Annotated in this window: 22 protein-coding genes; 12 read left to right on the forward strand and 10 right to left on the reverse strand. The window is 42.5% G+C overall.

Going from position 1 to position 24,247, the window contains the following annotated elements; genetic code table 11:
• Window positions 1-36: 36 nt before the first annotated feature.
• Window positions 37-561: a 2,4'-dihydroxyacetophenone dioxygenase family protein gene (locus tag AAGR14_RS00200; protein WP_342646574.1), complete on the reverse strand. Its 525-nt coding sequence runs from the start codon at window positions 559-561 to the stop codon at window positions 37-39.
• 19 nt (window positions 562-580) lie between these two features.
• The gene (locus AAGR14_RS00205; RefSeq protein ID WP_342646575.1) at window positions 581-1,255 is read right to left on the reverse strand and encodes a TlpA disulfide reductase family protein; all 675 of its coding nucleotides are present in this window, start codon (window positions 1,253-1,255) and stop codon (window positions 581-583) included.
• A 121-nt stretch (window positions 1,256-1,376) separates the two neighbouring features.
• Between AAGR14_RS00205 and AAGR14_RS00210 the strand changes: the two genes are divergently transcribed.
• Window positions 1,377-2,723, forward strand: coding sequence for a HAMP domain-containing sensor histidine kinase (locus AAGR14_RS00210; protein ID WP_342646576.1), 1,347 nt, complete (start codon window positions 1,377-1,379; stop codon window positions 2,721-2,723).
• The gene (locus tag AAGR14_RS00215; protein ID WP_342646577.1) at window positions 2,720-3,412 is read left to right on the forward strand and encodes a response regulator transcription factor; all 693 of its coding nucleotides are present in this window, start codon (window positions 2,720-2,722) and stop codon (window positions 3,410-3,412) included. The genes AAGR14_RS00210 and AAGR14_RS00215 overlap by 4 nt, the downstream gene beginning before the upstream one ends.
• Before the next feature lie 215 nt (window positions 3,413-3,627).
• Here the strand turns inward: AAGR14_RS00215 and AAGR14_RS00220 are convergent, their stop codons facing one another.
• Window positions 3,628-4,050, reverse strand: a complete 423-nt coding sequence (locus tag AAGR14_RS00220; protein ID WP_342646578.1) for a single-stranded DNA-binding protein — start codon at window positions 4,048-4,050, stop codon at window positions 3,628-3,630.
• Between the two features lie 3 nt (window positions 4,051-4,053).
• Complete coding sequence (mutY, locus tag AAGR14_RS00225) at window positions 4,054-5,124, reverse strand: A/G-specific adenine glycosylase (RefSeq protein WP_342646579.1); 1,071 nt, start codon at window positions 5,122-5,124, stop codon at window positions 4,054-4,056.
• Between the two features lie 178 nt (window positions 5,125-5,302).
• On the opposite strand from mutY, the gene AAGR14_RS00230 reads away from it, so the two are divergent.
• The 5 genes from AAGR14_RS00230 (at window position 5,303) to radA (ending at window position 9,884) form a co-directional block, all read left to right on the forward strand.
• Window positions 5,303-5,605 carry an HU family DNA-binding protein gene (locus AAGR14_RS00230; RefSeq protein WP_342646580.1) on the forward strand — a complete coding sequence of 101 codons (303 nt, stop codon included), beginning with the start codon at window positions 5,303-5,305 and terminating at the stop codon, window positions 5,603-5,605.
• Window positions 5,606-5,609: 4 nt separating this feature from the next.
• A complete protein-coding gene (locus tag AAGR14_RS00235) occupies window positions 5,610-6,494 on the forward strand; it encodes a tetratricopeptide repeat protein (protein WP_342646581.1) in 885 nt (294 codons plus the stop codon).
• A gap of 25 nt (window positions 6,495-6,519) precedes the next feature.
• Complete coding sequence (locus AAGR14_RS00240; RefSeq protein WP_008506795.1) at window positions 6,520-6,609, forward strand: hypothetical protein; 90 nt, start codon at window positions 6,520-6,522, stop codon at window positions 6,607-6,609.
• A gap of 118 nt (window positions 6,610-6,727) precedes the next feature.
• Window positions 6,728-8,278, forward strand: a complete 1,551-nt coding sequence (locus AAGR14_RS00245; RefSeq protein WP_342646582.1) for an Rne/Rng family ribonuclease — start codon at window positions 6,728-6,730, stop codon at window positions 8,276-8,278.
• Between the two features lie 163 nt (window positions 8,279-8,441).
• Window positions 8,442-9,884, forward strand: coding sequence for a DNA repair protein RadA (gene radA, locus AAGR14_RS00250; protein ID WP_342646583.1), 1,443 nt, complete (start codon window positions 8,442-8,444; stop codon window positions 9,882-9,884).
• Between the two features lie 73 nt (window positions 9,885-9,957).
• On the opposite strand, the gene AAGR14_RS00255 is transcribed toward radA, so the two are convergent.
• Window positions 9,958-11,337, reverse strand: a complete 1,380-nt coding sequence (locus AAGR14_RS00255; protein ID WP_342646584.1) for an NHL repeat-containing protein — start codon at window positions 11,335-11,337, stop codon at window positions 9,958-9,960.
• Between the two features lie 230 nt (window positions 11,338-11,567).
• Here AAGR14_RS00255 and AAGR14_RS00260 point away from each other — a divergent pair, with 230 nt between their 5' ends.
• Complete coding sequence (locus AAGR14_RS00260; protein WP_342646585.1) at window positions 11,568-12,035, forward strand: DUF4920 domain-containing protein; 468 nt, start codon at window positions 11,568-11,570, stop codon at window positions 12,033-12,035.
• A 56-nt stretch (window positions 12,036-12,091) separates the two neighbouring features.
• Here AAGR14_RS00260 and carB read toward each other — a convergent pair whose 3' ends face one another.
• The 5 genes from carB to panC all read right to left on the reverse strand — a co-directional run bounded on the left by carB (window position 12,092) and on the right by panC (window position 18,681).
• The gene (gene carB, locus AAGR14_RS00265; RefSeq protein ID WP_342646586.1) at window positions 12,092-14,911 is read right to left on the reverse strand and encodes a carbamoyl-phosphate synthase large subunit; all 2,820 of its coding nucleotides are present in this window, start codon (window positions 14,909-14,911) and stop codon (window positions 12,092-12,094) included.
• A 209-nt stretch (window positions 14,912-15,120) separates the two neighbouring features.
• Window positions 15,121-16,074 carry a TonB family protein gene (locus tag AAGR14_RS00270; protein WP_342646587.1) on the reverse strand — a complete coding sequence of 318 codons (954 nt, stop codon included), beginning with the start codon at window positions 16,072-16,074 and terminating at the stop codon, window positions 15,121-15,123.
• A 356-nt stretch (window positions 16,075-16,430) separates the two neighbouring features.
• Window positions 16,431-17,423, reverse strand: coding sequence for a hypothetical protein (locus AAGR14_RS00275; RefSeq protein WP_342646588.1), 993 nt, complete (start codon window positions 17,421-17,423; stop codon window positions 16,431-16,433).
• 31 nt (window positions 17,424-17,454) lie between these two features.
• A complete protein-coding gene (gene panD / locus AAGR14_RS00280; RefSeq protein WP_342646589.1) occupies window positions 17,455-17,805 on the reverse strand; it encodes an aspartate 1-decarboxylase in 351 nt (116 codons plus the stop codon).
• Window positions 17,806-17,844: 39 nt separating this feature from the next.
• Window positions 17,845-18,681, reverse strand: coding sequence for a pantoate--beta-alanine ligase (gene panC / locus AAGR14_RS00285; RefSeq protein WP_342646590.1), 837 nt, complete (start codon window positions 18,679-18,681; stop codon window positions 17,845-17,847).
• A 158-nt stretch (window positions 18,682-18,839) separates the two neighbouring features.
• Here panC and AAGR14_RS00290 point away from each other — a divergent pair, with 158 nt between their 5' ends.
• The 4 genes from AAGR14_RS00290 (at window position 18,840) to AAGR14_RS00305 (ending at window position 24,163) form a co-directional block, all read left to right on the forward strand.
• Window positions 18,840-19,664 carry a glycogen/starch synthase gene (locus AAGR14_RS00290; RefSeq protein WP_342646591.1) on the forward strand — a complete coding sequence of 275 codons (825 nt, stop codon included), beginning with the start codon at window positions 18,840-18,842 and terminating at the stop codon, window positions 19,662-19,664.
• Between the two features lie 15 nt (window positions 19,665-19,679).
• Entirely contained in the window at window positions 19,680-21,101 is a 1,422-nt protein-coding gene (locus AAGR14_RS00295) for a DUF4270 family protein (protein WP_342646592.1), read from the forward strand.
• Between the two features lie 131 nt (window positions 21,102-21,232).
• Window positions 21,233-23,068 (forward strand): glutamine--fructose-6-phosphate transaminase (isomerizing), encoded by a 1,836-nt coding sequence (gene glmS / locus AAGR14_RS00300; RefSeq protein WP_342646593.1) that lies wholly within the window; start codon window positions 21,233-21,235, stop codon window positions 23,066-23,068.
• Window positions 23,069-23,227: 159 nt separating this feature from the next.
• The gene (locus AAGR14_RS00305) at window positions 23,228-24,163 is read left to right on the forward strand and encodes a LysR substrate-binding domain-containing protein (RefSeq protein WP_342646594.1); all 936 of its coding nucleotides are present in this window, start codon (window positions 23,228-23,230) and stop codon (window positions 24,161-24,163) included.
• Window positions 24,164-24,247: the final 84 nt, after the last annotated feature.

Raw genomic sequence — 24,247 nt, forward strand, 5'->3', positions numbered from 1 at the left:
GATGTTACAGCGCAGATACTATTTCTTTTATGATGGTTACCGGATCATAGCATCCAGCAAAGCCGGGTTTAAACCTACCGATTGGTAATGTTTACGCGCAATTTCCAATATGGTAAAGCCGTCATCATAAGCTAACATATTACCGTCGGTAACCTTGTCAATGTAAATAAAGCCGCCTGTAACTACAAACAAAATCATGGCCGGTGCGGGCTCAGTTGCATCTACTGTTAAAGTGTGCGCCTCTCCGGCGGGTTCGTAAATAAAGGTGCCGGGTTTAGCTGTCCAATCATGCTCCAGATAGCGCCAGTTGCCCCGTAGGGTATAGCCAATAACCGAAGTTGAGTGAAAGTGCGGAGGCATCTGAGCACCCGGATCTGCCCTAAGTATAACAATAAAGCCGCCGCCGCTCAGGTTAAACTGGCAAGGCTGAAAAGCAACGCCTGGCCCAAACGGAATCCATAGGCGCTCATCATCTAAATTAGTGTCAACGGTATAATCACTCGTCTGACGCTGTCCCGGCAACAAGCCGTCGGTAAAAAAACTAAATTGTTGAACTGGCATAACAGTACTTAATAAAAAATTAATTTTGAACTATTTTGTGGATAGCAGTGTCAATCTGCGGTTGGATATTTTTACCCCCTACCTGTATAAACCGAATGATCCCTTCACGATCAATCACTATAGATGTTGGATACGAGTTTATCTGGTACAGGTTGCCAACCGAATCTGCATCTGGAAAGTGTGTATAATTAAAGGGATGAACTTTTAAAAAACTTTTGATTTGTGGTGCACTGTTGCGGCCTAATGCTAAAAACACAACATGACCCTTGTTGTAATTTTTTGCCAATGCGTTTAATTCAGGCATTTCCTGGATGCAGGGCGGGCAGGTAGTAAACCAAAAGTTTAAAACAACAGTTTTGCCTTTCAATGCTGCAAGCGTCCATTTTTTACCGCCAAGATCCGTTAATGTAAAATCGGGCGCCGGGTTGTTCAATAATGCATTAAGCTTCTCTTTTTCATCCGCTTGTTTTTTCAGGTATTCATCCGTCATCGGAGAAACTGCTATTGCATCCGGGTCGGTATCACTATGTTTCATTAAGTACCCGTGTCCGCCCCAGGCTTTATCTACGCTATCTAATTGGCTATGGGTAACAGCTTTGCCATCAGGTAATACATATTTGGCCAAGTCTGTCTGCTGGCTAAATGCTGATAATGAGATGCCAAGCAAGGCCGCTACGCTTAAATATTTTATCATAATCTTTTTTATGACAAAATTATCAGGGACAGCCGTGCCAAATGTTAACAGTAAAGGGTTTAGTGTTAACGAGTGTTAACTGCGTAATTGATGCTTATGATAAACGTTATATTTGTTAGTAGTGAAGCAAAGACTACAACTTACGTTTATTGTTGCCGCCATTACGGTAAGCAGTATTGTGCTGTTCCAGTTGTACTGGCTATATTATAATTTTAATAATGCGCAGCGTAGTTTTCATACCACAGCTACCCGGGCTTTAGAAAAAAGCATAGCGCTATATCAGTCTCAACAAGTTGAACTGCCTACTTCCCTTAACTATAAAAACCCGTCGTTAACAGTGTTTATGCGTACCAAGCCCAGTGTAGAGGCCTTTGATTTAGATACGCCCAAACGTAAACAAGTATTTGATGCCGAGTTTAATACCGTTGCCATAGATAAGCAGCACGAGCCCTATGTACGGGCATTGATAGCTAGGCTCATGACGCAACAATTGCACAAGCCGCTTAATTTAAAAGCATTAACAAGCGTATATAAAAAAGAACTTGTTAAAGAGGGTATCGTGATGCCTGTAACTTTGAACCTGCGAAAAAAGCCTTTAAGTATACTGCCAAACGAGGTTGCATCAAGGATTGAGTTTTACAAGTCGCCGGTGGTTATTATCGCAAAGCTGGACAGCAGCGGATGGATGTTTAGGCATAATCTGTTGCCCGCGTTGGTTTCGTTTTTGCTGATTATGCTTTCTGCAGGGAGCTTATGGTATATGGCTTTAATTATTCGCAGGCAGTTAAAACTTGACCGGCTGAAAAACGAGTTTATAAGTAATATTACCCATGAGCTCAGAACGCCGCTAACCATTCTTCGTTCTTCTAACGAAGCAATTGCAAGGTTTGATGTGGCGGCTTCGCCGGAGAAGCTGAATCGTTATACGGGCATCAATTCGGCTATTATAGACAAGTTGGAAGGGGAGGTTGAAAGGATTATGGATATTAGTATGATAGACCGTAAACCTGGCACCAAGCAGCTGCAACAAGTAGATCTGTACACACTGCTTGATGGTGCAGTCAGGCGCTTCCAGATCATCGGCAATAATAATATAGAGATAGCCTGTCAGCCAAACCCAATGTTATTATACACCGACCCTTATAAAATTGAGACGATCCTGAATAATCTGTTGGATAATGCATTAAAGTATGCTGGCACAGAAGCCAATATTTTAGTAAAAGCTTTTATTACGCCCGGAGGCTGGCAGCTCATTGTAAGTGACAATGGCAACGGCATTAGTGCAGAAGATCTGCCTTACATATTTGATAAATTTTACAGGGTTAATAACGGTGATTTGCACGACGTTAAAGGTTATGGCTTAGGGTTAAGCCATGTAAAAGCTCTGGCCGAATCATTACAAGGAAAAACCATGGCTAAAAGTAAAGTTGGGCAGGGTACAACATTCATTATCTCATTTTCTGTATGATGAGTAAAACTCAAATATTGCTGGTTGAAGATGAACCCATACTGGCATCGATTATTAAGGAGTCGTTAGAAAGCCGGGGGTTTGAAGTTGCAGTAGCTGCACATGGTATTGAAGGTTGGAGCTTATTTCACTTATTAAAACCTGTTTTATGCGTAGTTGATGTGATGCTGCCAAAAAAAGACGGTTTTGCTTTGGTTAAAGACATCCGCACGGTAGACAAACGAATGCCAATTATTTTCTTGACCGCAAGAACGCAGACCGAAGATGTGCTTAAAGGACTGGAACTTGGCGCAGACGATTACATGAAAAAGCCATTCAGTATGGAAGAGTTGATTTTGCGTATCAAAGCACTATTACGACGAAGTGAGAATGATGAGAATATTACAACAACGTCAGAGTATCAATTGGGCCAGCTGCGCTTTAATTATCAGCGATTAGAAGTTACCAGTTCAATAAGTACTGCGTATTTGTCGCAGCGCGAAGCTGATTTGTTATTGCTGCTTCTACAAAATAAAAATAAATTACTTGATCGAAAATTAGCGCTGTTGAAACTTTGGGGTGAAGACAACCGGTTTAACGCACGCAGTATGGATGTCTATATCACCCGCTTGCGCAAATTTTTAAAAGATGAGCATTCAATTTCTATACAAAGCATACGCGGACAAGGATATAAATTAGCAGAGGTTTAAACAAATCTGCACATCTGTCAATACGTTAGATAGAAGCCAAAATTAACCCTGGCTATTAATTATAATATTTAAGCCACCTCATCATGTATATTAAGATAGCATACGTTGAAAACACAGAAATTTTATAATACATGATTGTACATGTCGATAAAACGGCACAAAAAAACCCATCTAACACTTAGACGGGCTCTCGAATAATTTATGCCATATCTCTATTAAAAAGGAAGGTCATCCGCGTCGTTAGCCGGATTAAAACCATTGTCGGCATCTTCGGCCTTCACAGCTTGCTTGCTATCATTGTCAAAGTCACTTTTGCGGCCTAATACGGTAAAGTTTTCGGCTACAATTTCGGTGGTGTACTTTTTAATGCCGGTTTTATCTTCAAAAGACCGGGTTCTGAGTTTACCTTCAATATAAACTAATTTTCCTTTTTGAAGGTACTTTGCGGCTACATCTGCCAAGCCGCGCCACATCACAATATTATGCCATTCGGTTTGTTCAACCTTGCGGCCATCCTTATTGTAGCTTTCTGAGGTAGCTAACGGAAAGCTGGCTACAGATACACCGCCATCCAGGTGCCTAACCTCGGGATCTTTGCCTAAGTGACCAACTAATATTACTTTATTTATTCCAGACATGTTTTAGTTAGAAAAGAGGGAATTGTTTTCAAATTTAAAAAAATTAGTTAAAAATATAAAAACGATTTTTGGTAATGCTAATTTTTTTAGATTTTCTATGTCTGTATAAAACCAGTTCTCGTTAAGTAAAACAGGTTTTTCTTTAACGCGGATAAAGCGAATGGTTAGTTTTTGATGCGTCAGAATGTGTTTTTGTAAACCAAATGCCTCTTCAATAGGTAAGTTCTTACCAAAATAGTGCTCAACCTGCGGCAATGTAACAATTTCGTGTACTGGCAGTAAGCGGTCTGATTCAACCAAAGGCAGGTCGTAAAGGCCGTGCCAAATGTCGTTTTCGGTACGCTTATTCATTAATACCTTACCATTTTCATAAACCAAAAAATAGTTAAAAAAGCGCTCTCTGATTTTTACCGTCTTTAACTTAACCGGGAGTTGTGTAGTTGCATTGGTTTTAAAAGCTTCACAACCTAACCGCACCGGGCATATACCGCAAGCCGGGTTTTTAGGTTTGCATAACATAGCGCCAAATTCCATCATTGCCTGGTTGTGTAAACCCGGTTCAGCGGTGTCTAAAACTTCGTTAGCCAACTGTTTAAAAAGCTTTTGTCCCTGTGTGCTGTTAATTGGTTTTGAAATGCCAAAGTAACGTGCCAGCACCCGGTAAACATTGCCATCCACCACGGCATGGGCCTCATTGGCCGAAAAAGAAGAGATAGCCGATGCCGTATAATCGCCAACACCTTTAAGCTTAATTAAATCCTGGTAGGCAGATGGAAACTGACCGCCAAATTCAGCACGAATAAGCCTGGCGGTTTTGAGCATGTTACGGCCGCGCGAGTAATAGCCTAATCCTTGCCAAAGCTTTAATATCTCATCTTCGCTGGCATTGGCAAAGGCAGTTACATTGGGATAATTTTCTAAAAAACGGTTAAAGTAAGGCAAACCTTGTTCTACGCGTGTTTGCTGCAAAATAATTTCAGAAAGCCATATAATATAAGGATCAGTAGTATGCCTCCAGGGTAAATCGCGCTTGTTTTGCTGGTACCATTGCGCCAGCTCTTTAGAAAAATTCATGCTTAACAAATTTACAAAACAGGCAGGCGTTAACCGTAATTGTGAGGTAATGTTTTGCTGCTTAGGCAAGTGCCGTCAAAAAAAACCTCGTTTTATTTCAAAGTTTACAATTAAACTTATACTTTTGCAACCCCAAAACAGTTAAGTATTTACAAAAAATAATTAATAAAAAACAGATATGACTAAGGCGGAAATTATAGCTGAAATATCAACTAAAACAGGGATTGAGAAAGTTGACGTTCAGGAAACTGTTGAGGCGTTTTTTAAAGTAGTTAAAACATCGATGGTTAGCGGCGAGAATGTATATGTGAGAGGCTTTGGCAGCTTTGTTGTAAAAAAGAGAGCTAAGAAAACCGCACGTAATATTTCAAAAAACACCGCTATTATTATACCTGAACATTTTGTACCCAGCTTTAAACCAGCCAAAACTTTTGTTGAAAAGGTAAGAACAGGTAATAAAACTAAATCAAGCAAAGCTTAATAATATGATTAAAAAGCAAATAGTTACTGTAGTGGCCGTAGTTGCGGTGATGGGCTATTTGTATTTGCAGCCCGTTAAGGGCTTGGTTAAGCCAAAAGAAGAGCGCGCGGCTCCGGGTAAACAAGCAACCGAAAGCCCGGTTGCCAGTAAAATAAACGTGGCTGCGGTATCAGTACCGGCAAAATCAGCCATTGGGGCCAATTTAGCCGGTAAAATTACTTCGCTTGAAGATGCTTTGAAAAAAGCAGGTTCGGCAAGCGAGAAGCTTAAATTGCAAACCGAACTTGCACATGAATGGGATAACGTAAACCAGCCTGCACCTGCTGCTTTTTATTATATGGATTTGGCACAAGCCAAAAACGATTTTGAAAACTGGTTTACTGCAGGCAGCCGTTTTAATGATGCCTACAAATTTACTCAGGATACTACCATGCAACCTGCGTTTGTAAGCAACGCTATCGTTTCTTTCAAAAAAGCAATGGATTTACGGCCTGCTGATACAGAATCTAAGACAGGCCTGGGAGTGGCTTATGTAAACCAAACCAGCTTGGGTATAACCGATCCTGAAGGTGGTTCGCCGATGCAGGGTATTATGCTATTGCGCGAAGTAGTAGGTGCTGATCCAGACAACTGGAATGCAAACTTAAATTTGGGGCAGTTTGCCATGAAGTCGGGCCAGTATCAAAAAGCAGTTGAACGTTTTAAGCATATGATTGCCTTAAACAGCAAGCGCTCTAAGGTGGAGCCTTACTTTTACCTGGCCGAAAGCTATAAACAGCTGGGCATGAAAAAAGAGGCAATTGATGCCTACGTAAAATGTAAGGAAATGATGGGCGACCCAACCATGGGCCAAACCATCGACAACTATATTAACGAATTAAAAAATTAAATAACCCTTTAAAACATTAAGTACTATGCCAAGCGGTAAAAAACGTAAGAGACATAAAATGGCTACCCACAAACGTAAAAAACGTTTAAGAAAAAATAGACATAAAAAGAAATAAGCCGTTTTAACGGTGTGTTTGCCTGTGCTTGTTATAGTGAGTACAGGCAAATTTTTTATTTGTTTTTATCCTCTTATTGTACGCGGTGTAATGCCGCTTTGAAGAAATGGAGTAGCAGTTGGTAAAAGAATTAATTATCGATTCATCCCCTGCCGGGGCAACTATTGCCCTGTTGCAGGATAAACAACTCGTAGAACTTCATAAAGAGCAGGTTTCCAATAACTACACTGTTGGAGACATTTACCTGGGCCGTGTTAAAAAAATAATGCCCGGGCTTAACGCTGCTTTTATTGATGTAGGATACGAGAAGGATGCGTTTTTGCACTATTTGGATTTAGGTCCGCAAGTGCAAAGCCTGCTCAAATTAACAAAACAGGTACGTGGAGGGAGTTACCAAACCAAATTACTGGACGATTTAAAGCTGGAAGCTGACATTAACAAATCAGGTAAAATATCTGAGGTGTTAACTAAAAACCAGCTGATACCGGTACAAATTGCCAAAGAGCCTATTTCAACCAAAGGCCCGAGGCTGAGTTCCGATTTATCTATTGCCGGCCGCTATGTGGTGCTGGTGCCGTTTTCTGATGTGATTTCGATTTCTAAAAAAATCAAAAGTAACACAGAGCGTACCCGCCTGCGTAAAATAGTGGAAGGTATAAAACCGGCCAACTTTGGGGTAATCATTCGTACTGTATCAGAAGGAAAAGGCGTAACCGAAATGCAGAAAGACCTGCTGGATTTAATATCCAAGTGGGAATCTTTCATGACGCGTTTACCGGCTACCGACCCTTCTAAAAAGATACTAGGCGAGATTGACCGTACTTCTACACTGTTAAGAGATATTTTAAATGCTGATTTTCAGCACATATACGTTAACGAGAACTCTATTTTTGAGGAAGTTCGTTCTTACGTACATGAGATATCACCTGATTTGGAAAACATCGTTAGGTTGCACAAGCACCGCGATCCGATATTTGAGCACTACGGGATTGAAAAGCAAATCAAATCTGCTTTTGGAAAAACCGTAAATCTGGCTGGTGGAGCTTACCTGGTTATTGAGCACACCGAAGCCCTGCACGTGATTGACGTTAACAGCGGCAATCGTACGGCAAACAAAGAAAACCAGGAAGACAACGCCTTACAGGTAAACAAAGAGGCAGCCCGCGAAATAGCACGGCAGTTACGTTTACGCGATATGGGCGGTATTGTTGTAGTCGATTTTATTGACATGCACAAACCAACCAACCGTAAAGAACTATTTGATTATTTGCGCGATGAGATGGCACATGATAGGGCTAAGCACACCATTTTGCCGCCAAGCAAATTTGGTTTGGTGCAAATTACACGTCAGCGTGTGCGCCCCGAAATGAACATTGTAACCAGTGAGGTTTGCCCAACCTGTAACGGTACCGGGACCATCAGGTCCAGTATTTTGCTGTTAGATGATATTGAGAACAATTTCAATTACATCCTGGTAGAGCAAAATGAAAAAAACATTACGCTTGTTGTACACCCGTACATCGAAGCTTACATTAAAAAAGGCCTGATAAGCCGGCAGATGAAATGGTATTTTAAATATAGTCAGTGGATAAAGGTTAAAGCCAATCCATCATACCAGATTACAGAATTCCGTTTTATGAACGCTAAAGACGAAGAGATAAAACTCTAAACGTAAAATAATTAAAAGCTAAATGCATTAGCAAATGACAAAGGGTTGATAGTTACTATCAGCCCTTTGTTGTATATTTATATTAGTAAAACCTTTTGCGCTGTGTTATCTGACTGGTCTCATTTACACATCTGTATATATAAAATTTGCACATCGAAATCAATTGGCTAAAACAAAATCAGCATATTTTTGCCAGAGCTGCGGCTACGAGTCGCCAAAGTGGCTGGGCAAATGCCCTTCATGCGGGCAATGGAATACTTTTGTAGAAGAGGTGGTTGAGAAGCCTAATGCGGCTATACCGAACTGGAAGCCCAGCAACAATAATAGCGGCCCAAAATCAACATCCACACAAAGGGCTAATAAGGCGGTACCGGTTAACAGTATTGATTTTGCCGAAGAGCACCGCATTCTGACACCTGATAATGAATTTAACCGTGTACTGGGCGGCGGCGTTGTTGCAGGCTCACTGGTACTTATTGGTGGTGAGCCAGGCATTGGTAAATCTACCTTGATGCTCCAACTGGCGTTAAGTATGCCTGCTGCCAAAATATTGTATGTATCTGGAGAGGAAAGCGACCGGCAGATAAAAATGCGGGCGGAGCGTATCTCGGCCCCGCAACCTGGGTCTGCAGGGTTAAGCGGTAGCGGCTGTTTCATTTTAACCGAAACATCCACGCAAAACATTTTTAAGCAGATTGAACAATTGCAGCCTGATCTGGTGATTGTTGATTCGATACAAACGCTTTACTCGGCGCATATCGAGTCTACACCGGGCAGCGTATCTCAAGTGCGCGAGTGTACGGCTGAGTTGCTGCGTTTTGCCAAAGAAAGTTCGACACCGGTATTTTTAATAGGCCATATCACTAAAGACGGCATGATAGCCGGCCCCAAAATACTGGAACATATGGTGGATACCGTATTGCAGTTTGAAGGTGACAGGCATCACGTTTACCGCATTTTAAGAGCAATAAAAAACCGTTTTGGTTCGGCATCTGAGTTGGGTATTTACGAAATGCTGGGTGCCGGTTTGCGTGAGGTGTCCAATCCGTCAGAGATCTTGTTGTCGCAACGGGACGAGGCGCTGAGCGGTATCACCATAAGTGCTACGTTAGAGGGCCTTAGGCCTATGCTTATTGAAACGCAGGCATTGGTGAGCACTTCGGCCTATGGCACACCTCAGCGGTCGGCTACGGGCTTTGATACGCGCCGCATGAACATGCTGCTGGCCGTGCTCGAGAAGCGTTGCGGCTTCAGGTTAGGTACTAAGGATGTGTTTCTGAATATTACGGGAGGTATCAAAGTGGAAGATCCGGCCATTGACCTGGGTTTGGCTGCTGCCATTATATCATCTCATGAGGATATGCCGATATCATCAAAAACCTGTTTTGCAGGCGAGTTAGGCTTGTCGGGCGAGATCAGAGCCGTAAACCGGATTGAGCAACGTATAGCTGAAGCTCAAAAGTTGGGTTTTGAGCAGATCTTTATTTCTAAATACAACTTGCCATCCGGTAAAAACGATAAAAACCAGCTCGATTTGTCTCATTACAAAATTGAGATTAAACCGGTGAGCCGTATTGAAGAAGTATTCGGGCTTTTGTTTGGATAAATTTATTGGTGAACAACGAAGGGGCTGATTTTACAAAATCAGCCCCTTCGTTGTTTTATAGCCGGTGTAATAGTTATTTGGTGGTTACTACCAGTTTTCTTACACGGTTGTTGTTATTATCGGCCACGTAAATATTCTTATTAGCATCAACGGCAATACCGTTTGGTGCAGAAAACTGCGCTGTGGTTTTCGATCCGTCAGCAAAACCCAAGGTGTTGGGTTTGCCTGCCAATGAATATAGCACATTGGCCGTTGTAATGGTAAGTATCCGGCCGCTCTGGTCGGTAATGTATAATACACCTTGTGAGTCAATAGCAATACCGGTTGGTGTGTTTAGTAAGCCAGTAGTTGCACTGTTGCCTATTAACGTACTTACTACGCCGGCTGCAGTTACTTTACGGATAGCGTAGTTGCCCAAGTCGGTTACATACAAGTTGCCCGAAGCATTAATAGCCAGTCCGTAAGGGCGATTAAATGTGGCTGTAGTACCATCCCCATTAATATTGCTTCCGGCACCGGTTCCGGCAAGCGTACTCACTACACCCGCTGATGTTATTTTGCGTATACGATTGTTACCCTGATCGGCTACATAAACGTTGCCCGATGCATCAGCTACTACACCTTGCGGGGCATTAAAAGCAGCTGTTGATCCGGCGCCGTTCACATACCCGGCTGTGCCGCTTCCGGCCAGTATGGTTACCGTACCGCTACTGGTAATTTTATAGATAGCATTATTACCCAGGTCTGATACATACACATTGCCTGTCGCATCTGTGGCTATGCCATTAGGGCTGTAAAATTGTGCCGTAGTGGCTGTTCCACCACTAAAACCCAGGGCACCGCTACCGGCAAAGGTAGTTACCACACCGGCAGGTGTTACTTTACGAATCAGGTGATTAAATGAGTCAGTTACGTAAACGTTGCCTTGCGCATCAACGGCCGTGCCGCTTGGACTGTTAAAAGATGCATTAACACCCGTGCCATTGGCTAAGCCTGCGGTGCTGCTTCCGGCCAGTGTAGATACGGTTACGCTGGTGTCGGCTGTGCTGGCGCTGGTTTTAAAAGTTATTACGCTGCCATATCCTGTTCCGGCATCACTTTTAATGTAAGCCCTCAAATAATAAGTAGTGTTGGGGGTAAGCCCGGTTACATCACTTTTAAAAATTGCGTTGGTACCTGTACTGGTTTGTGAATCGCTTATGGTAGGGTTGGAGTTACTCGCGCTATATACCACGCCCGAAGCGGTAATGATGGGCGACGAGCCATAATCAGTAAGCATACCGCTGGCCTGCACACCCGTTGACGTGAGGTTAGCCAATACCGGAACCGTAGTAGCAGAGGGTGCTACCGGATCGACATTGGATGATTTGTTACAAGCCGCCATACTCACAGCCGTTGCTACAAAGCAGGTCAATAAACTATTTTTTAAGGTGTAAATCTGTTTCAATGTCATCTAAAATCTATTAGTCAAATATGTAATTAACCGTGTTCCGTTTGCTAAATGGCCTTTACACTGTAATTAACCTTGATATGGCCGGGGCTAATCACAAAATTAATAACCTGCTTTTAATTCAGCTTGCTAATTAACTAAACCTTAGGCAATATAATGGCAAAGAAGTGTTAAAGTTTGTTAACATGAAGCAAAACAGATGATGATTTGTTATCAGTTTCGAAATTGTTACGATGATGAAGCGTCTTATATTTTTTGCAGCCTTTTTATTAGTGATCAATAACCTGAGTGCTTTTGCACAACGGCCGGAAAAATTACCCCATGGGATGGTATTTGGTAGAAGTCCGAGTACCGTAGGGTTGATGCCAGCCTCGAAACTGGAGGGGTTTATGGGTAAACGTACCCGCATCACTACCGCTATTGTAGGTAAAATACTCAAAGTAACCAATACCAAACAAGGAACGTTTATCATAGATGCCGGTAACGGAAAAGTGATTAATGCCCGCTTTAAAACCAACGGCATCAGTTTGCCCCCAAACATCAAAGGGCGCGAAGTAATTATATCCGGTGTTGCAACCAAGCAGTTTAACGCCTTTGATGCCCAGCGCCAAGCTGGCAGTAAGCAAGCAACTCAAAGGCCAAATAACAGGGGTAAGCAGCCGCTTAGCTTTGAAGCAGTTGGGTTAATGGTAAATAAATAAGAAAGGATGTAAGCGGTTAAGCTTACACCCTTCTGATTTATTTTTAACAAATTGTACTATTTGCTCAAATACATCGATTTCTCTTTGTACAGATGGCGGAAGTAAGGATCCATTAAGTTTGGAATAAAACGAATAGCTTCGCCGGTTGATTTCATTTCAGGCCCCAGCTCTTTGGTAACTTCAGGGAATTTATCGAAAGAGAATACCGGTTCTTTAATAGCATAACCTACCAGCTTGCGTTCAATCTTAAAATCTTTAAGCTTATTGGCACCCAGCATAATTTTGGCAGCGATGTTAATGTATGGCGCATCGTAAGCTTTGGCAATAAACGGCACGGTACGCGAAGCACGTGGGTTAGCCTCAATTACATAAACCTTATCGTTTTTAACTGCAAACTGTATGTTTAACAAACCGCGAACATTCAAAGCTTTTGACAGCTTGATGGTATATTCTTCAATCTGCTCCATCACGCTGTCCGACAAATCAAACGGTGGCAATACAGCATAAGAGTCGCCCGAGTGGATACCGGCAGGCTCAATGTGCTCCATAATACCCACAATGTGTACATCCTCGCCATCACCGATCGAGTCAGATTCAGCTTCCGAGGCACGGTCTAAGAAGTGGTCAATCAACACGCGGTTGCCCGGCAAATTACGTAACAGGTTTACTACGGCACGCTCCAGATCCTCATCATTAATAACAATGCTCATACCCTGGCCGCCCAGTACGTAGCTTGGACGTACCAAAACCGGATAGCCTACTTCATGTGCTACTTTTAAGGCCTCTTCGGCACTTTCGGCAACACCATATTTAGGGTAAGGAATGCCTAACTCTTTCAACAAATCAGAAAAACGGCCGCGGTCTTCGGCAATATCCATGTCGTTAAAAGAGGTGCCAATAATCTTAACGCCATGCTCATGCAGCTTTTCAGCCATCTTTAAGGCTGTCTGGCCACCTAACTGTACAATAACGCCTTCTGGTTTTTCCAGGTCAATAATCTCGCGAACATGCTCCCAAAACACCGGCTCAAAGTATAGCTTATCAGCCATGTTAAAGTCGGTTGATACGGTTTCGGGGTTACAGTTGATCATGATGGCTTCATAGCCTGCTTCTTTAGCAGCTAATAAACCATGCACACAGCTATAGTCAAACTCAATACCCTGGCCAATACGGTTAGGGCCTGAACCTAATACGATAATCTTTTTACGATCAGATACGACAGATTCGTTCTCGCCTTCGTAAGTTGAGTAATAGTATGGTGTTTGTGCCTGGAACTCTGCCGCACAGGTATCAACCATTTTATAAACCCGGTTAATGCCTGAAGTTTTACGGCGTTTATATACATCCTCCTCGGTGGTATTCACACCTAATATCCAGGCAATCTGCACGTCCGAAAATCCTTTTTGCTTAACGGTAAGCAAAATATCATCAGGGATATTATTGATAGAGTAGCGGCGCAACTCGCTTTCCAGGTTTACAATTTCCTGTATCTGGTTTAAAAACCAGCGGTCAATTTTAGTTGCTTTACGTACCGACTCAATAGGCACGCCCAAGCTCAGCGCATCGTAAACGTGAAACAAACGGTCCCAGCTTGGATGCTCCAGGCTATGCATAATTTCGTCTAAGTTGCGGCTTTGACGACCATCGGCACCTAAGCCTGCACGGCCAATCTCTAAACTCTGACAAGCTTTTTGCAACGCCTCAATAAAGCTGCGGCCAATACCCATTACCTCACCTACCGATTTCATCTGTAGGCCCAGTTCTTTGTTGGCACCTTTAAATTTATCAAAGTTCCAACGCGGGATTTTAACGATAACGTAATCCAAGGTTGGCTCAAAATAAGCAGAGGTAGTTTTGGTAATTTGGTTTTCTACCTCGTCCAGGTTATAACCGATAGCCAGCTTGGCAGCAATTTTAGCAATCGGGTATCCGGTTGCTTTAGACGCCAAGGCTGATGAACGCGAAACGCGCGGGTTAATTTCGATGGCGATGATCTCTTCATTAGCCGGGTTAACCGAAAACTGAACGTTACAGCCACCTGCAAAGTTACCAATGGCACGCATCATCTTGATGGCCTGGTTGCGCATTTCCTGGTAACAACGATCGCTAAGGGTCATGGCCGGTGCAACGGTAATGGAGTCGCCAGTGTGGATGCCCATCGGGTCAAAGTTCTCGATAGAACAGATGATGATCACATTGTCGCGGTTATCGCGCAGCAACTCCAGCTCATATTCTTTCCAGCCTAAAACCGCTTGCTCTACCAGTACCTCATGGGTAGGAGAGGCTTGTAGGCCACGGCTCAGGGCAGCATCAAAATCTTCTTTTTTGTGTACAAAGCCGGCACCTTTACCACCCAGCGTATAGCTCGGGCGGATAACCAGCGGAAAACCGATTTCCTGCGCAGCTTCTTTACCTTCTAAAAACGAGTTAGCAATTTTAGATTTAGCTACGCCAACATTGATGTCAACCATCAACTGGCGGAAAGCCTCACGGTTTTCGGTTTTTTCGATGGCAGCAACGTCAACACCAACTACCTTAACATTGTGTTTCTCCCAAATACCACGCTCTGAAGCTTCAATACACAGGTTTAATGCCGTTTGGCCGCCCATAGTAGGCAACACGGCATCAATATGCTGTTCGCTCAGAATTTTTTCCAGGCTTTCGCACGTAAGGGGCAGCAGGTACACATGATCGGCAATTACTTTGTCGGTCATGATGGTTGCCGGGTTGCTGTTGATGATGGATACTTCGATGCCTTCGTCTTTTAGCGAAAGGGCAGCTTGTGAACCGGCATAGTCAAACTCGCAAGCCTGACCAATGATGATAGGGCCTGAGCCGATAATCAGTACTGATTTGATGGAGGTATCTTTGGGCATAGTCTTAAATCAATATTTGTTGTTTAAAAGTCCGTGGTTAATATTTGCGCACGGTTTTTTAGATGGCAAATGATTAACGGTAAACACTCAAAAAGCTATGCGCTGAAATGCAAAAAACCCGACTTCAGCGTCGGGATGCAAAGATAGGACTTTAACAGGTATCTGATTTAAAAAAATGATAATTTAATAATGGCCGAATAATTAAGCTATTATCGACCTAAATTAAATATAATAGGCACCGTATATTGTACTCTCACCGCGCGCCCATATTGCATGCCTGGTTGCCATTTTGGGCTTTCGTTCAGTACTCTGGTAGCCTCTTCGGTTAACAAAGGTGACGGCGATGCGCCAACAGGATGAATGTTGGTAAGGCTACCGTCTTTTTCTACTACAAACGAAAGCATCACCCGTCCCTGGATGCCATTTCGTTGGGCGTCCGCAGGGTACCGAAGTGTTCTGCCCAAAAATCTACCAAATCCATCAACGCCGCCCGGAAATTGTGGTAATGTTTCTGGCTTATCATAGGTCACTACTTCTCCATTGGCAAATTTTGCTGTACCTTTTACAAAAGTGCCGGAGTTATAAATTTCGTTAACGATGATGCTGTCATTTTTAACAGATGTTTTCCATTCACCCTGTTTTAAACCATCTTTCAATTCCCCTTCAGAAAACGTTTTATTTTGATAATCCTGATTTTGGTAATGGCCATTACCTGCGGTTACTAATGCTTTGCCGGTTGAGTCATTGTAGGTATTTATGAGATAAATTTCTTTAAAATCTTTACCAGGAGCAAGATATGTTCTGGCTTCCCTAAGTTTGCCATTGGGGTAATAATAGTATTGATCACCTAAAAGGCGTCCCGCCTTAAAATTCAGAACTGTCCGGCGTTTGCCGTTCTTATCAAACGTTGTGCTTATTCCTTCAAATTTAATCGGGTCAATAGTTGATGATAGGCCAAGCAGCTTTTGGGTACCATTGCCATAGTACTCCGTTAATTTATATAGCACAGAACCCGAATCGGGCTCACGTACTATGCGAATAAAGTCTGCACTATCCCGTGTAGATACCTTCTGGCTTATACCTTTAATGTAATAAACATTTTGGCGTTGTGCATAAGCACTGAAAAGAATGGATGACAGTAATATTGTGATAAGTGAGCGCATACAGGTTCAGTAATTATGGTTAAAGATAGCTACTGTTTATTAAATATTTGCTCGGTAAGCAACCGCCTGATAATATTAATTTCTAACAACTGCTTATATAAATATTGCATAAAGAAGCTGTAAGCTTATGAAAAATTTTTGCCCATAAACCAAGTAGTGCAAGCCAAGCCGTACTTTTTAAAAAAAGCGCTTAGAAAAGCGTTTTCTTACAAGTCCGGCTTTGAGCAGTATCATTCTTTTTAGCAAAAGCTTCTTCTAACACCAAACTTAAGTGTTGCCTGAGCTCGGGGCTTAAAAAGGTAATTTAGCTAAGCTGCTCAAAAAAGCCGGTAAGTCAGCAAGCGGCAATCATATTGCTATTTTGCTGTTTTTTTAACCGGTGCTGTCGGTGTACCGAATGTTGCCGTAACCAACCAGGAGGAGTTTATTGGTAAGCCATTCTGAATAGCCGGTTTCCAGTTAGGCGAGGCATTAATGGCATCAGTAATAATCTTATTAATTTCAGGAGAAATGTTGCCTAAAAAACGACCATGGCTTACTTTGCCGGTTTTTTCTACCAGGAAAGTTAGCACCCCATTGGTTGATTTATTTTTAAGCGTAGCTGGGTATTTAAATTTCTTTTTGATGAGCGCCACAAAAGCAGGATCGCCACCTTTAAACTCAGGCGACTGCTGACGACGGGTGTAGGTATATTTGGTGCCATTGGCCGTAACGCAATAGCCCGATACAAACTTGCCGTTGTTGTAAGTGTCATTGTAAGTTACCTTTTCGGTGGGGTAATTGCCATGCCATTCGCCGTCGGGTTTGCCGTTTTTAATAGGGCCTTCTTCACTTACAGTTCCGGTATTTGGGTTGTAATCTACGTAGCGGCCGTTGCCATCAGTTACGGTGGCTGTGCCGGTGGTGTCCATGCAGCTGCTTATAAACGCTCTTTCTTCAGGTAGTTTGTTTGATGCGGTATCGTAAGTAACGCTTAGGTGCAGCTTGCCGTTAGGGTAAAATAAATAGCCTGTACCAATTAACTGGCCATTATCATACGTTAAAACCGATTCGCGCTTACCATTAGGATAGTAACTTACGCACTGGTCCTGCATTATAGGAGGGTCAATAGCCGTCGATTTACCCATCAGCTTAGGTTTGTTATTGCGATAATAATCGCTGATACCGAATAAGGTTGATCCGGAGTCGGGCAGGGTTACCGCCCGAATAAAGTCGGCGCTGTCTGCAGTGGATAATTTAGAACCGTCATTCTTATAAAAGAATACCTGCAATACTTTAGAGGAAGAAGCCTGTTGTGCCCGGCTGCCGGTAGCTAATAGCAGACAGCATGCAACTAAGATATATTTCATCAAAAAATTCAATTAAATCAGGGTGCCTAATTTATCGAATTAATTTATTATCTGTATCAGGAAATACTAAAATAGGTTCGTACTGGCGGGCTTCAGCCTGTTCCATGTAAGCGTACGACATAATAATCACAATATCACCTACCTGCGCCAGGCGGGCAGTAGCGCCATTAAGGCAAATTGTTCCGCTTCCGCGTTCGCCTCTAATCACATAAGTTTCGAAACGGGCACCGTTGTTATTATTAACAATCTGTACCTTTTCATTTGGGATAATATTCGCCGCTTCTATTAAATCCTCATCAATAGTAATGCTGCCTACGTAGTTTAGTTCGGCCTGCGTTACTTTAGCACGATGGATTTTAGATTTCAACACCTCAATAATCATAATACAAAGTTAGCAATTAAATACAACAGCGTGTTATCACTATATTACCACATTATCAATGAGGCGGGTATGGCCAACACGGGCAGCTACCAGTGCTACTAAGCTCCTGCTCTGTGCAGTAGCTGGCTGCAGGGTTTGCCCATCGGCTATCTCAAAATATTCCAGCTGTGTATCTGGTTCCTCGTCAATAACGGCCGAAGCTTGCTGTTCAATTTGCTCTACCGAATGACCGGCCACATAATTGGCTTTGGCCTGTTGCAGGGCGCGGTATAAAACTAAAGCATGCTGGCGGTCGGTGGCAGATAAATGTATATTTCTTGAACTCATGGCCAAACCATCCTGTTCGCGTTCAATGGCGCACATTACAATCTTCACCGGTAAGTTTAGTAATTCCACCATTCGGTTAATTACCATCACCTGCTGATAATCTTTCTGCCCAAAAAAGGCAACATCAGGGTTAACGATGCTGAAAAGTTTATTTACCACCTGCGTTACGCCCTGGTAATGCCCTGGTCTGAATTTGCCTTCCAGTAAATGTTCCAGTTCGCCAATATCAAGGTGCCATTCTTCGGGGCCGTTATACATTTCGCTAACCGGTGGGTTAAACAGCACATCGCATCCGGCTTGCTCCAGCTTTAAAATGTCGGCTTCAATAGGGCGGGGATACTTTTCCAGGTCTTCAGGGTCGTTAAACTGGGTAGGGTTTACAAAAATACTGCACACCACTACATCGGTTTGCTTTTTAGCTTGCGCAAGCAATGATAAGTGCCCCTGGTGCAGGGCGCCCATAGTAGGTACAAATCCAACTGTTTTGCCGTTGGCCTGCAGCTGTTTGAGGTAATCTCCAACCTCTTTTTTGGTAGTAAATATTTTCAACTAAAAAATAATTAAAAAAGCGGGCAAAGGTGTGTATTTACGCGCTTAAAACCAAAACTACTTGCATAAATCGTTGATAGTTCATAAGATAATGTGTATATTTGCACACTCAAATTTTATTTGAACTTCTTTACATATAACTTAATTTTGATATAGAGATGGGTAAATCTAAGCTTTTGTTCATAACTCATGAAATGTCTCCCTTTCTTGAACTCACCAAGATTTCTGAAATAACCCGCCAGCTTCCGCAGGCTATGCAAGACAAAGGCTTTGAGATTCGTATTTTAATGCCGCGCTTTGGGAACATTAATGAACGCAGGAACAGGCTTCACGAGGTGATACGGTTGTCGGGAATGAATATCATTATTAATGACAATGATAATCCGCTGATTATTAAGGTAGCTTCTATACCAGCTGCACGGATGCAGGTATATTTCCTGGATAATGAAGAGTATTTTCAGCGTAAGCATGTTTTTGGCGATAAAGACGGAAAGTTTTATGCCGATAACGATGAGCGCATGATATTCTTTTGTAAAGGTGCATTAGAGACGGTTAAAAAATTAGGATGGTCGCCTGATGTGGTTCATTGCCACGGGTGGATGAGCGCTTTAGTACCTGCATACCTTAAAACTACTTATAAGGACGATCCGACGTTTAAACATTCTAAGGTGGTGTATTCGATTTACGAAAACGCATTCACAGATAGTTTAAATCCGGAATTCGCCCGCAAAGCAGTGATGAGCGATATGACCGAGCAGCATACCGAAACCTTTAAGCCGGGTACCAATAACGCCTTGCACGAAGGTGCTGTACAGTATAGTGATGCGGTGGTTTTAGCCAGCGAAAACTTAGATACTGAAGTGTTAAATTATGTTAAAAACAGCCAAAAACCTGTTTTAGAGTTTGATTCGACCGCTGATTTCGAAAATTATTACAATTTTTACGACGAAATTACCACTGATGAACTGGTAAACGTTGCTTAAGATTTGAAAGTACATATGAAATTTTTCCGGATAGACTTATTAACCCTGTTGATAAGTCTTTTTATTTTGGGTAGTTGCAAAAACCAGAATGATATTGGCTTGCCGGTGGGCGACCAGCAGATTAATGGTACCCTGATGGTTTATGACGATATTGTTGTTAAAACGGATACTGATAATGTGCCTACACAAGCACCCGGGGCCGGTTCGACCAAGGTGGCTTTATCTGACTTAAATGATAATATCTTGGGCGTTACAGAGTCGGGCATAGCTGCCGCGCTTAATTTACCTGGCGGCTCGGCATATACCGTGCCTACCGGCACCGTAACCACCGATTCGGTAGTGATGGAATTGCGTTATGCAGACGGTTTTTACGGCGATTCTTTAAATTCAAAGTATCGGGTAAATGTTTATCCGCTTAAAGAGAAAATTGGCCAAAACGCTTATTATGTAAACCGAGCCTGGAGCTATGACTCACTGGCTACATTAAACAATGCAATTGGTGCGGTTAACATAAGGCCAAAAACCCGTGTGCGGATGTTTAACATTATTAAAGGTGCGCCTGATACGCTTCGTAATGTTGCCGCTCATCTGCGTATACGTTTAAATAGCAATACCATTCCAAACCTGTTGTTTAACAACGCAACCGCTATTGCGTCAACCACTGCTTTTCAAAACGCCTTTAATGGTATTTATCTTAGGATGAAGCGCGATCAGGCCAATCAGATAGGTGGTACCGCAATGTTTAACCTAGATTCAAGCAGAGTAAATGTTTATTATCGTGTAGTAAATAACGGCGTTACCGATACTTCGGTAGTTACTTTACCGGTCATAAGTAACGTGCCTTATATAAAGCCTCGTTATAATACTTACCCAACAGCGGTAAAAAGTGCACTTACCTCTACCGCTTCCGATCAAACCTTTTATTTACAAGGTTTAGCCGGCTTAAGAGCCAAGATAAGCTTTCCTAATTTGAAAAGCATGTTTGGTTCGGCGGATGTTAGCAGTATAGCTATTAACCGGGCAGAGTTGGTAGTTACGCCCAAGCCGGGTACGTACCTGCCGCCTTTTGTGCCGCAACCACAGCTTACCATGTATCGGTTAGATATTGCTAAACAGCGGCAGCAGTTGCCTGATGCTAACGGTACCAGTAGCAGCGCATTAGATCCTCGTTTCTTTTCAACTTCGGTATTTGGCGGCTACTTCTTACCTGTTCAAAAAGAATATCATTTTGTAATTACAGGTTACCTTCAGGATTTGCTGAGGGGACGGGTAACTGACTATGGTACTTATATTGGTACCATTGATACTACGAGCCGGGCAACTCAGGTAGCCATCAGTTCAACCATACAAACCGCCGGCAGGGTGGTTGCGGTTGGTACAGATAAATCATCACCGTACCGTTTAAAACTAAATGTGATATACACCAAGAATAACTAAAAAGAAAGGCCTTCAAATTTGAAGGCCTTTCTTTTTAGTTCAAAAGTTGCAGAGGCTTAAACGTTTTACGTTAAAATACCTTTAGGCTGATAAGTGCATTTTGATAACTTTACAATTTTACCATTTATACTATGTGTGGAATTGTAGGTTATATCGGCTATAGGGATGCCTATCCCATCGTAATTAAAGGTCTGCACCGTCTGGAATATCGCGGTTATGACAGCGCAGGTGTTGCCTTGCTCGACAATGAGCTGAAGGTTTATAAAAAGGCCGGCAAGGTGAACGATCTGGAAAACTTTGCAAAAGATTTAAGTACAAAGGGCTCGTTAGGTATGGGGCATACCCGCTGGGCTACACATGGTGCCCCAAGCGACCGTAACTCCCACCCGCACTCATCCGGAGACCGTAAGCTAACCATTATTCACAACGGCATTATCGAAAATTATGCAGTGCTTAAAGAAGCACTGCTTGCTAAGGGGCACATATTTAAAAGTGATACCGATACCGAAGTATTGATTCACTTTGTTGAAGACATACAGCAAGAAACCGGGCTGGAGCTACGTGAGGCGGTACGTATTGCTTTAAACAAAGTAGTTGGTGCATATGCTATTGTTATTATGAGCGCTGATGAACCCGATCAGCTTATTGCTGCACGCAAGGGCAGCCCTATGGTTATTGGGGTAGGCGAGGGCGAATATTTTATTGCATCTGATGCTACACCTATTGTAGAATATACCAAGAACGTCATTTACCTGAACGATAATGAAATTGCCTACATCCGCCGGGAAGATCTATTGATCAAAAATATTGACAATAGCGTTCGGGTGCCATACATACAAAAGCTTGAACTGCAGTTAGAGATGCTGGAGAAAGGCGGATACGAGCATTTTATGCTTAAAGAGATTTATGAGCAGCCCCGCTCAGTACGTGATTGTATGCGTGGACGTATCTATCCGCAACAAGGTAAAGTTCAATTGGGCGGACTTAAAGAGTATGCGGATAAGCTTCGTAATATTGACCGTATCATTATTGTAGCCTGTGGTACCTCATGGCATGCCGGCTTGGTTGCTGAGTATTTGATTGAAGAATATGCCCGCGTTCCGGTGGAGGTAGAATATGCGTCAGAGTTTAGATACCGTAACCCTATCATCAGCGAAAAAGATTTGGTCATAGCCATTTCGCAATCGGGTGAAACGGCTGATACTATGGCGGCTATTGAATTGGCTAAAGAACGCGGTGCCACCATCTTTGGTGTTTGTAACGTAGTAGGTTCATCCATTCCGCGTGCTACGCATGCCGGCGTCTACACCCATGCCGGGCCCGAAATTGGTGTAGCTTCGACTAAAGCCTTTACGGCGCAGGTGACTGTATTAACGTTAATCGCATTTTATACGGCCCAAATAAGAGGATCAATTACTACCGGCAAGCTGGTTGAGTTTTTAACAGAGTTGGATGAAATTCCTGAACTGATTGAAAAAGCTTTGCAATCAGAAGAGCATATCAAAAAGATTGCCTATGATTTTCAAAACAGCCGCAATTGCCTGTTTTTAGGTCGGGGCAGCTCTTTCCCGGTAGCTTTAGAGGGAGCGCTCAAACTTAAAGAAATATCTTACATACACGCAGAAGGATACCCTGCAGCCGAAATGAAGCACGGGCCAATTGCCTTAATAGATGAAGAGATGCCTGTAGTGGTTATTGCTACCCAGCATTCGTCGTACGAAAAGGTGATTAGTAATATTCAGGAAGTAAAGGCACGTAGCGGTCGTTTAATAGCCATTGTAACCGAAGGCGATACCGAAGTTAGGCGTATGGCTGATTATGTAATCGAAATACCGCAAACTGCTGAGGCTTTTGTTCCGCTGGTGGCAACTATACCACTGCAGTTACTGTCTTATCATATTGCCGTGTTGCGCGGCTGTAATGTTGACCAGCCCCGTAATCTGGCAAAATCAGTTACGGTAGAATAAGTTGCCGGTTTTTAATTTAAGGCCTCTTAAATGTTTTAATACAAGCATTTAAAGGGCCTTTTTGATATTTAATATTATTGGAAATTTAACAATAAAAAAATTTCAATAATCCATAAACAAAAATGATACATCTTATATTTGTTCATAGATTTTATAGATATGACCATTACGCAGCTTGAGTACATTGTTGCCGTTGATACGTATAAGAGCTTTGTGCTTGCGGCAGATAAGTGTTTTGTAACGCAACCTACCCTGAGTATGCAGATACAAAAACTGGAAGATGTACTTGGTGTAAAGATTTTTGACCGTACCCGGCAACCGGTAGTAGCTACTGAGGTAGGTATGGAAATTATTGCACAGGCACGCATTATGCTGGCCGAAAGCTATAAAATAAAGGAAATTATTACCGACCGTCAAAAAGAGCTCACCGGCGAATTAAAAATAGGGATTATCCCTACCATAGCACCCTATTTGCTGCCACGCATTATTAGCCGGTTTGTTGAAAAGTACCCGCAGGTAAAACTGGTGGTTTGGGAACAAAATACGGAGAGTATTATTCAGCAATTAAAGTTGGGCGTAATTGATTGTGGTATATTATCAACCCCCTTGCGCGAGAATAGCCTGACCGAAATTCCGGTATTTTACGAAAACTTTGTAGCTTATGTATCTAAAGCCAGTAAGCTATACAAAAAGAAAAATATAAGTGCTGAGGATATTGATATAGAAGAGCTTTGGGTATTGGACGAAGGGCATTGCATGCGCGAGCAGGTGTTAAACATCTGCCAGCGGCGCAAATCAACCAAAGGGTTTCAGCATTTTGAGTACAATACCGGTAGTGTTGATACCTTGAAACGTATGGTAGATCAAAATGACGGGGCCACGATATTGCCCGAACTGGCGTTAGATGATCTGAGCGATAAAAACCTGGAGAAAATAAGATACTTTAAATCGCCGGAGCCGGCCCGCGAAGTGAGTATTGTTATACAGCGTAATTTTTTAAAGCGGCGTATGATTGAGGCCCTTAAAAATGAGATCCTGCACTTTATCCCCAAAAAACTGAAAACGAAAAAGAAAAAAGAAGTGATGGATATTTAAACGACGACTGCTTTTTTGTAAAATTTATAACAAAAAAGTCACACTGTGTTTTCATAGCAATGCTGATATTTGGACTTTTTAACA

The sequence above is a fragment of the Mucilaginibacter sp. CSA2-8R genome (assembly GCF_038806765.1).
Taxonomy (GTDB): domain Bacteria; phylum Bacteroidota; class Bacteroidia; order Sphingobacteriales; family Sphingobacteriaceae; genus Mucilaginibacter.

Bases quoted from the DNA above. Each gene is read 5' to 3' on its own strand.
- AAGR14_RS00200 (WP_342646574.1), bottom strand. From the start codon at position 561: ATGCCAGTTCAACAATTTAGTTTTTTTACCGACGGCTTGTTGCCGGGA.
- AAGR14_RS00205 (WP_342646575.1), bottom strand. From the start codon at position 1,255: ATGATAAAATATTTAAGCGTAGCGGCCTTGCTTGGCATCTCATTATCA.
- AAGR14_RS00215 (WP_342646577.1), top strand. From the start codon at position 2,720: ATGATGAGTAAAACTCAAATATTGCTGGTTGAAGATGAACCCATACTG.
- AAGR14_RS00220 (WP_342646578.1), bottom strand. From the start codon at position 4,050: ATGTCTGGAATAAATAAAGTAATATTAGTTGGTCACTTAGGCAAAGAT.
- mutY (WP_342646579.1), bottom strand. From the start codon at position 5,124: ATGAATTTTTCTAAAGAGCTGGCGCAATGGTACCAGCAAAACAAGCGC.
- AAGR14_RS00230 (WP_342646580.1), top strand. From the start codon at position 5,303: ATGACTAAGGCGGAAATTATAGCTGAAATATCAACTAAAACAGGGATT.
- AAGR14_RS00235 (WP_342646581.1), top strand. From the start codon at position 5,610: ATGATTAAAAAGCAAATAGTTACTGTAGTGGCCGTAGTTGCGGTGATG.
- AAGR14_RS00240 (WP_008506795.1), top strand. From the start codon at position 6,520: ATGCCAAGCGGTAAAAAACGTAAGAGACATAAAATGGCTACCCACAAA.
- AAGR14_RS00255 (WP_342646584.1), bottom strand. From the start codon at position 11,337: ATGACATTGAAACAGATTTACACCTTAAAAAATAGTTTATTGACCTGC.
- AAGR14_RS00260 (WP_342646585.1), top strand. From the start codon at position 11,568: ATGATGAAGCGTCTTATATTTTTTGCAGCCTTTTTATTAGTGATCAAT.
- carB (WP_342646586.1), bottom strand. From the start codon at position 14,911: ATGCCCAAAGATACCTCCATCAAATCAGTACTGATTATCGGCTCAGGC.
- AAGR14_RS00270 (WP_342646587.1), bottom strand. From the start codon at position 16,074: ATGCGCTCACTTATCACAATATTACTGTCATCCATTCTTTTCAGTGCT.
- AAGR14_RS00275 (WP_342646588.1), bottom strand. From the start codon at position 17,423: ATGAAATATATCTTAGTTGCATGCTGTCTGCTATTAGCTACCGGCAGC.
- panD (WP_342646589.1), bottom strand. From the start codon at position 17,805: ATGATTATTGAGGTGTTGAAATCTAAAATCCATCGTGCTAAAGTAACG.
- AAGR14_RS00290 (WP_342646591.1), top strand. From the start codon at position 18,840: ATGGGTAAATCTAAGCTTTTGTTCATAACTCATGAAATGTCTCCCTTT.
- AAGR14_RS00295 (WP_342646592.1), top strand. From the start codon at position 19,680: ATGAAATTTTTCCGGATAGACTTATTAACCCTGTTGATAAGTCTTTTT.
- glmS (WP_342646593.1), top strand. From the start codon at position 21,233: ATGTGTGGAATTGTAGGTTATATCGGCTATAGGGATGCCTATCCCATC.
- AAGR14_RS00305 (WP_342646594.1), top strand. From the start codon at position 23,228: ATGACCATTACGCAGCTTGAGTACATTGTTGCCGTTGATACGTATAAG.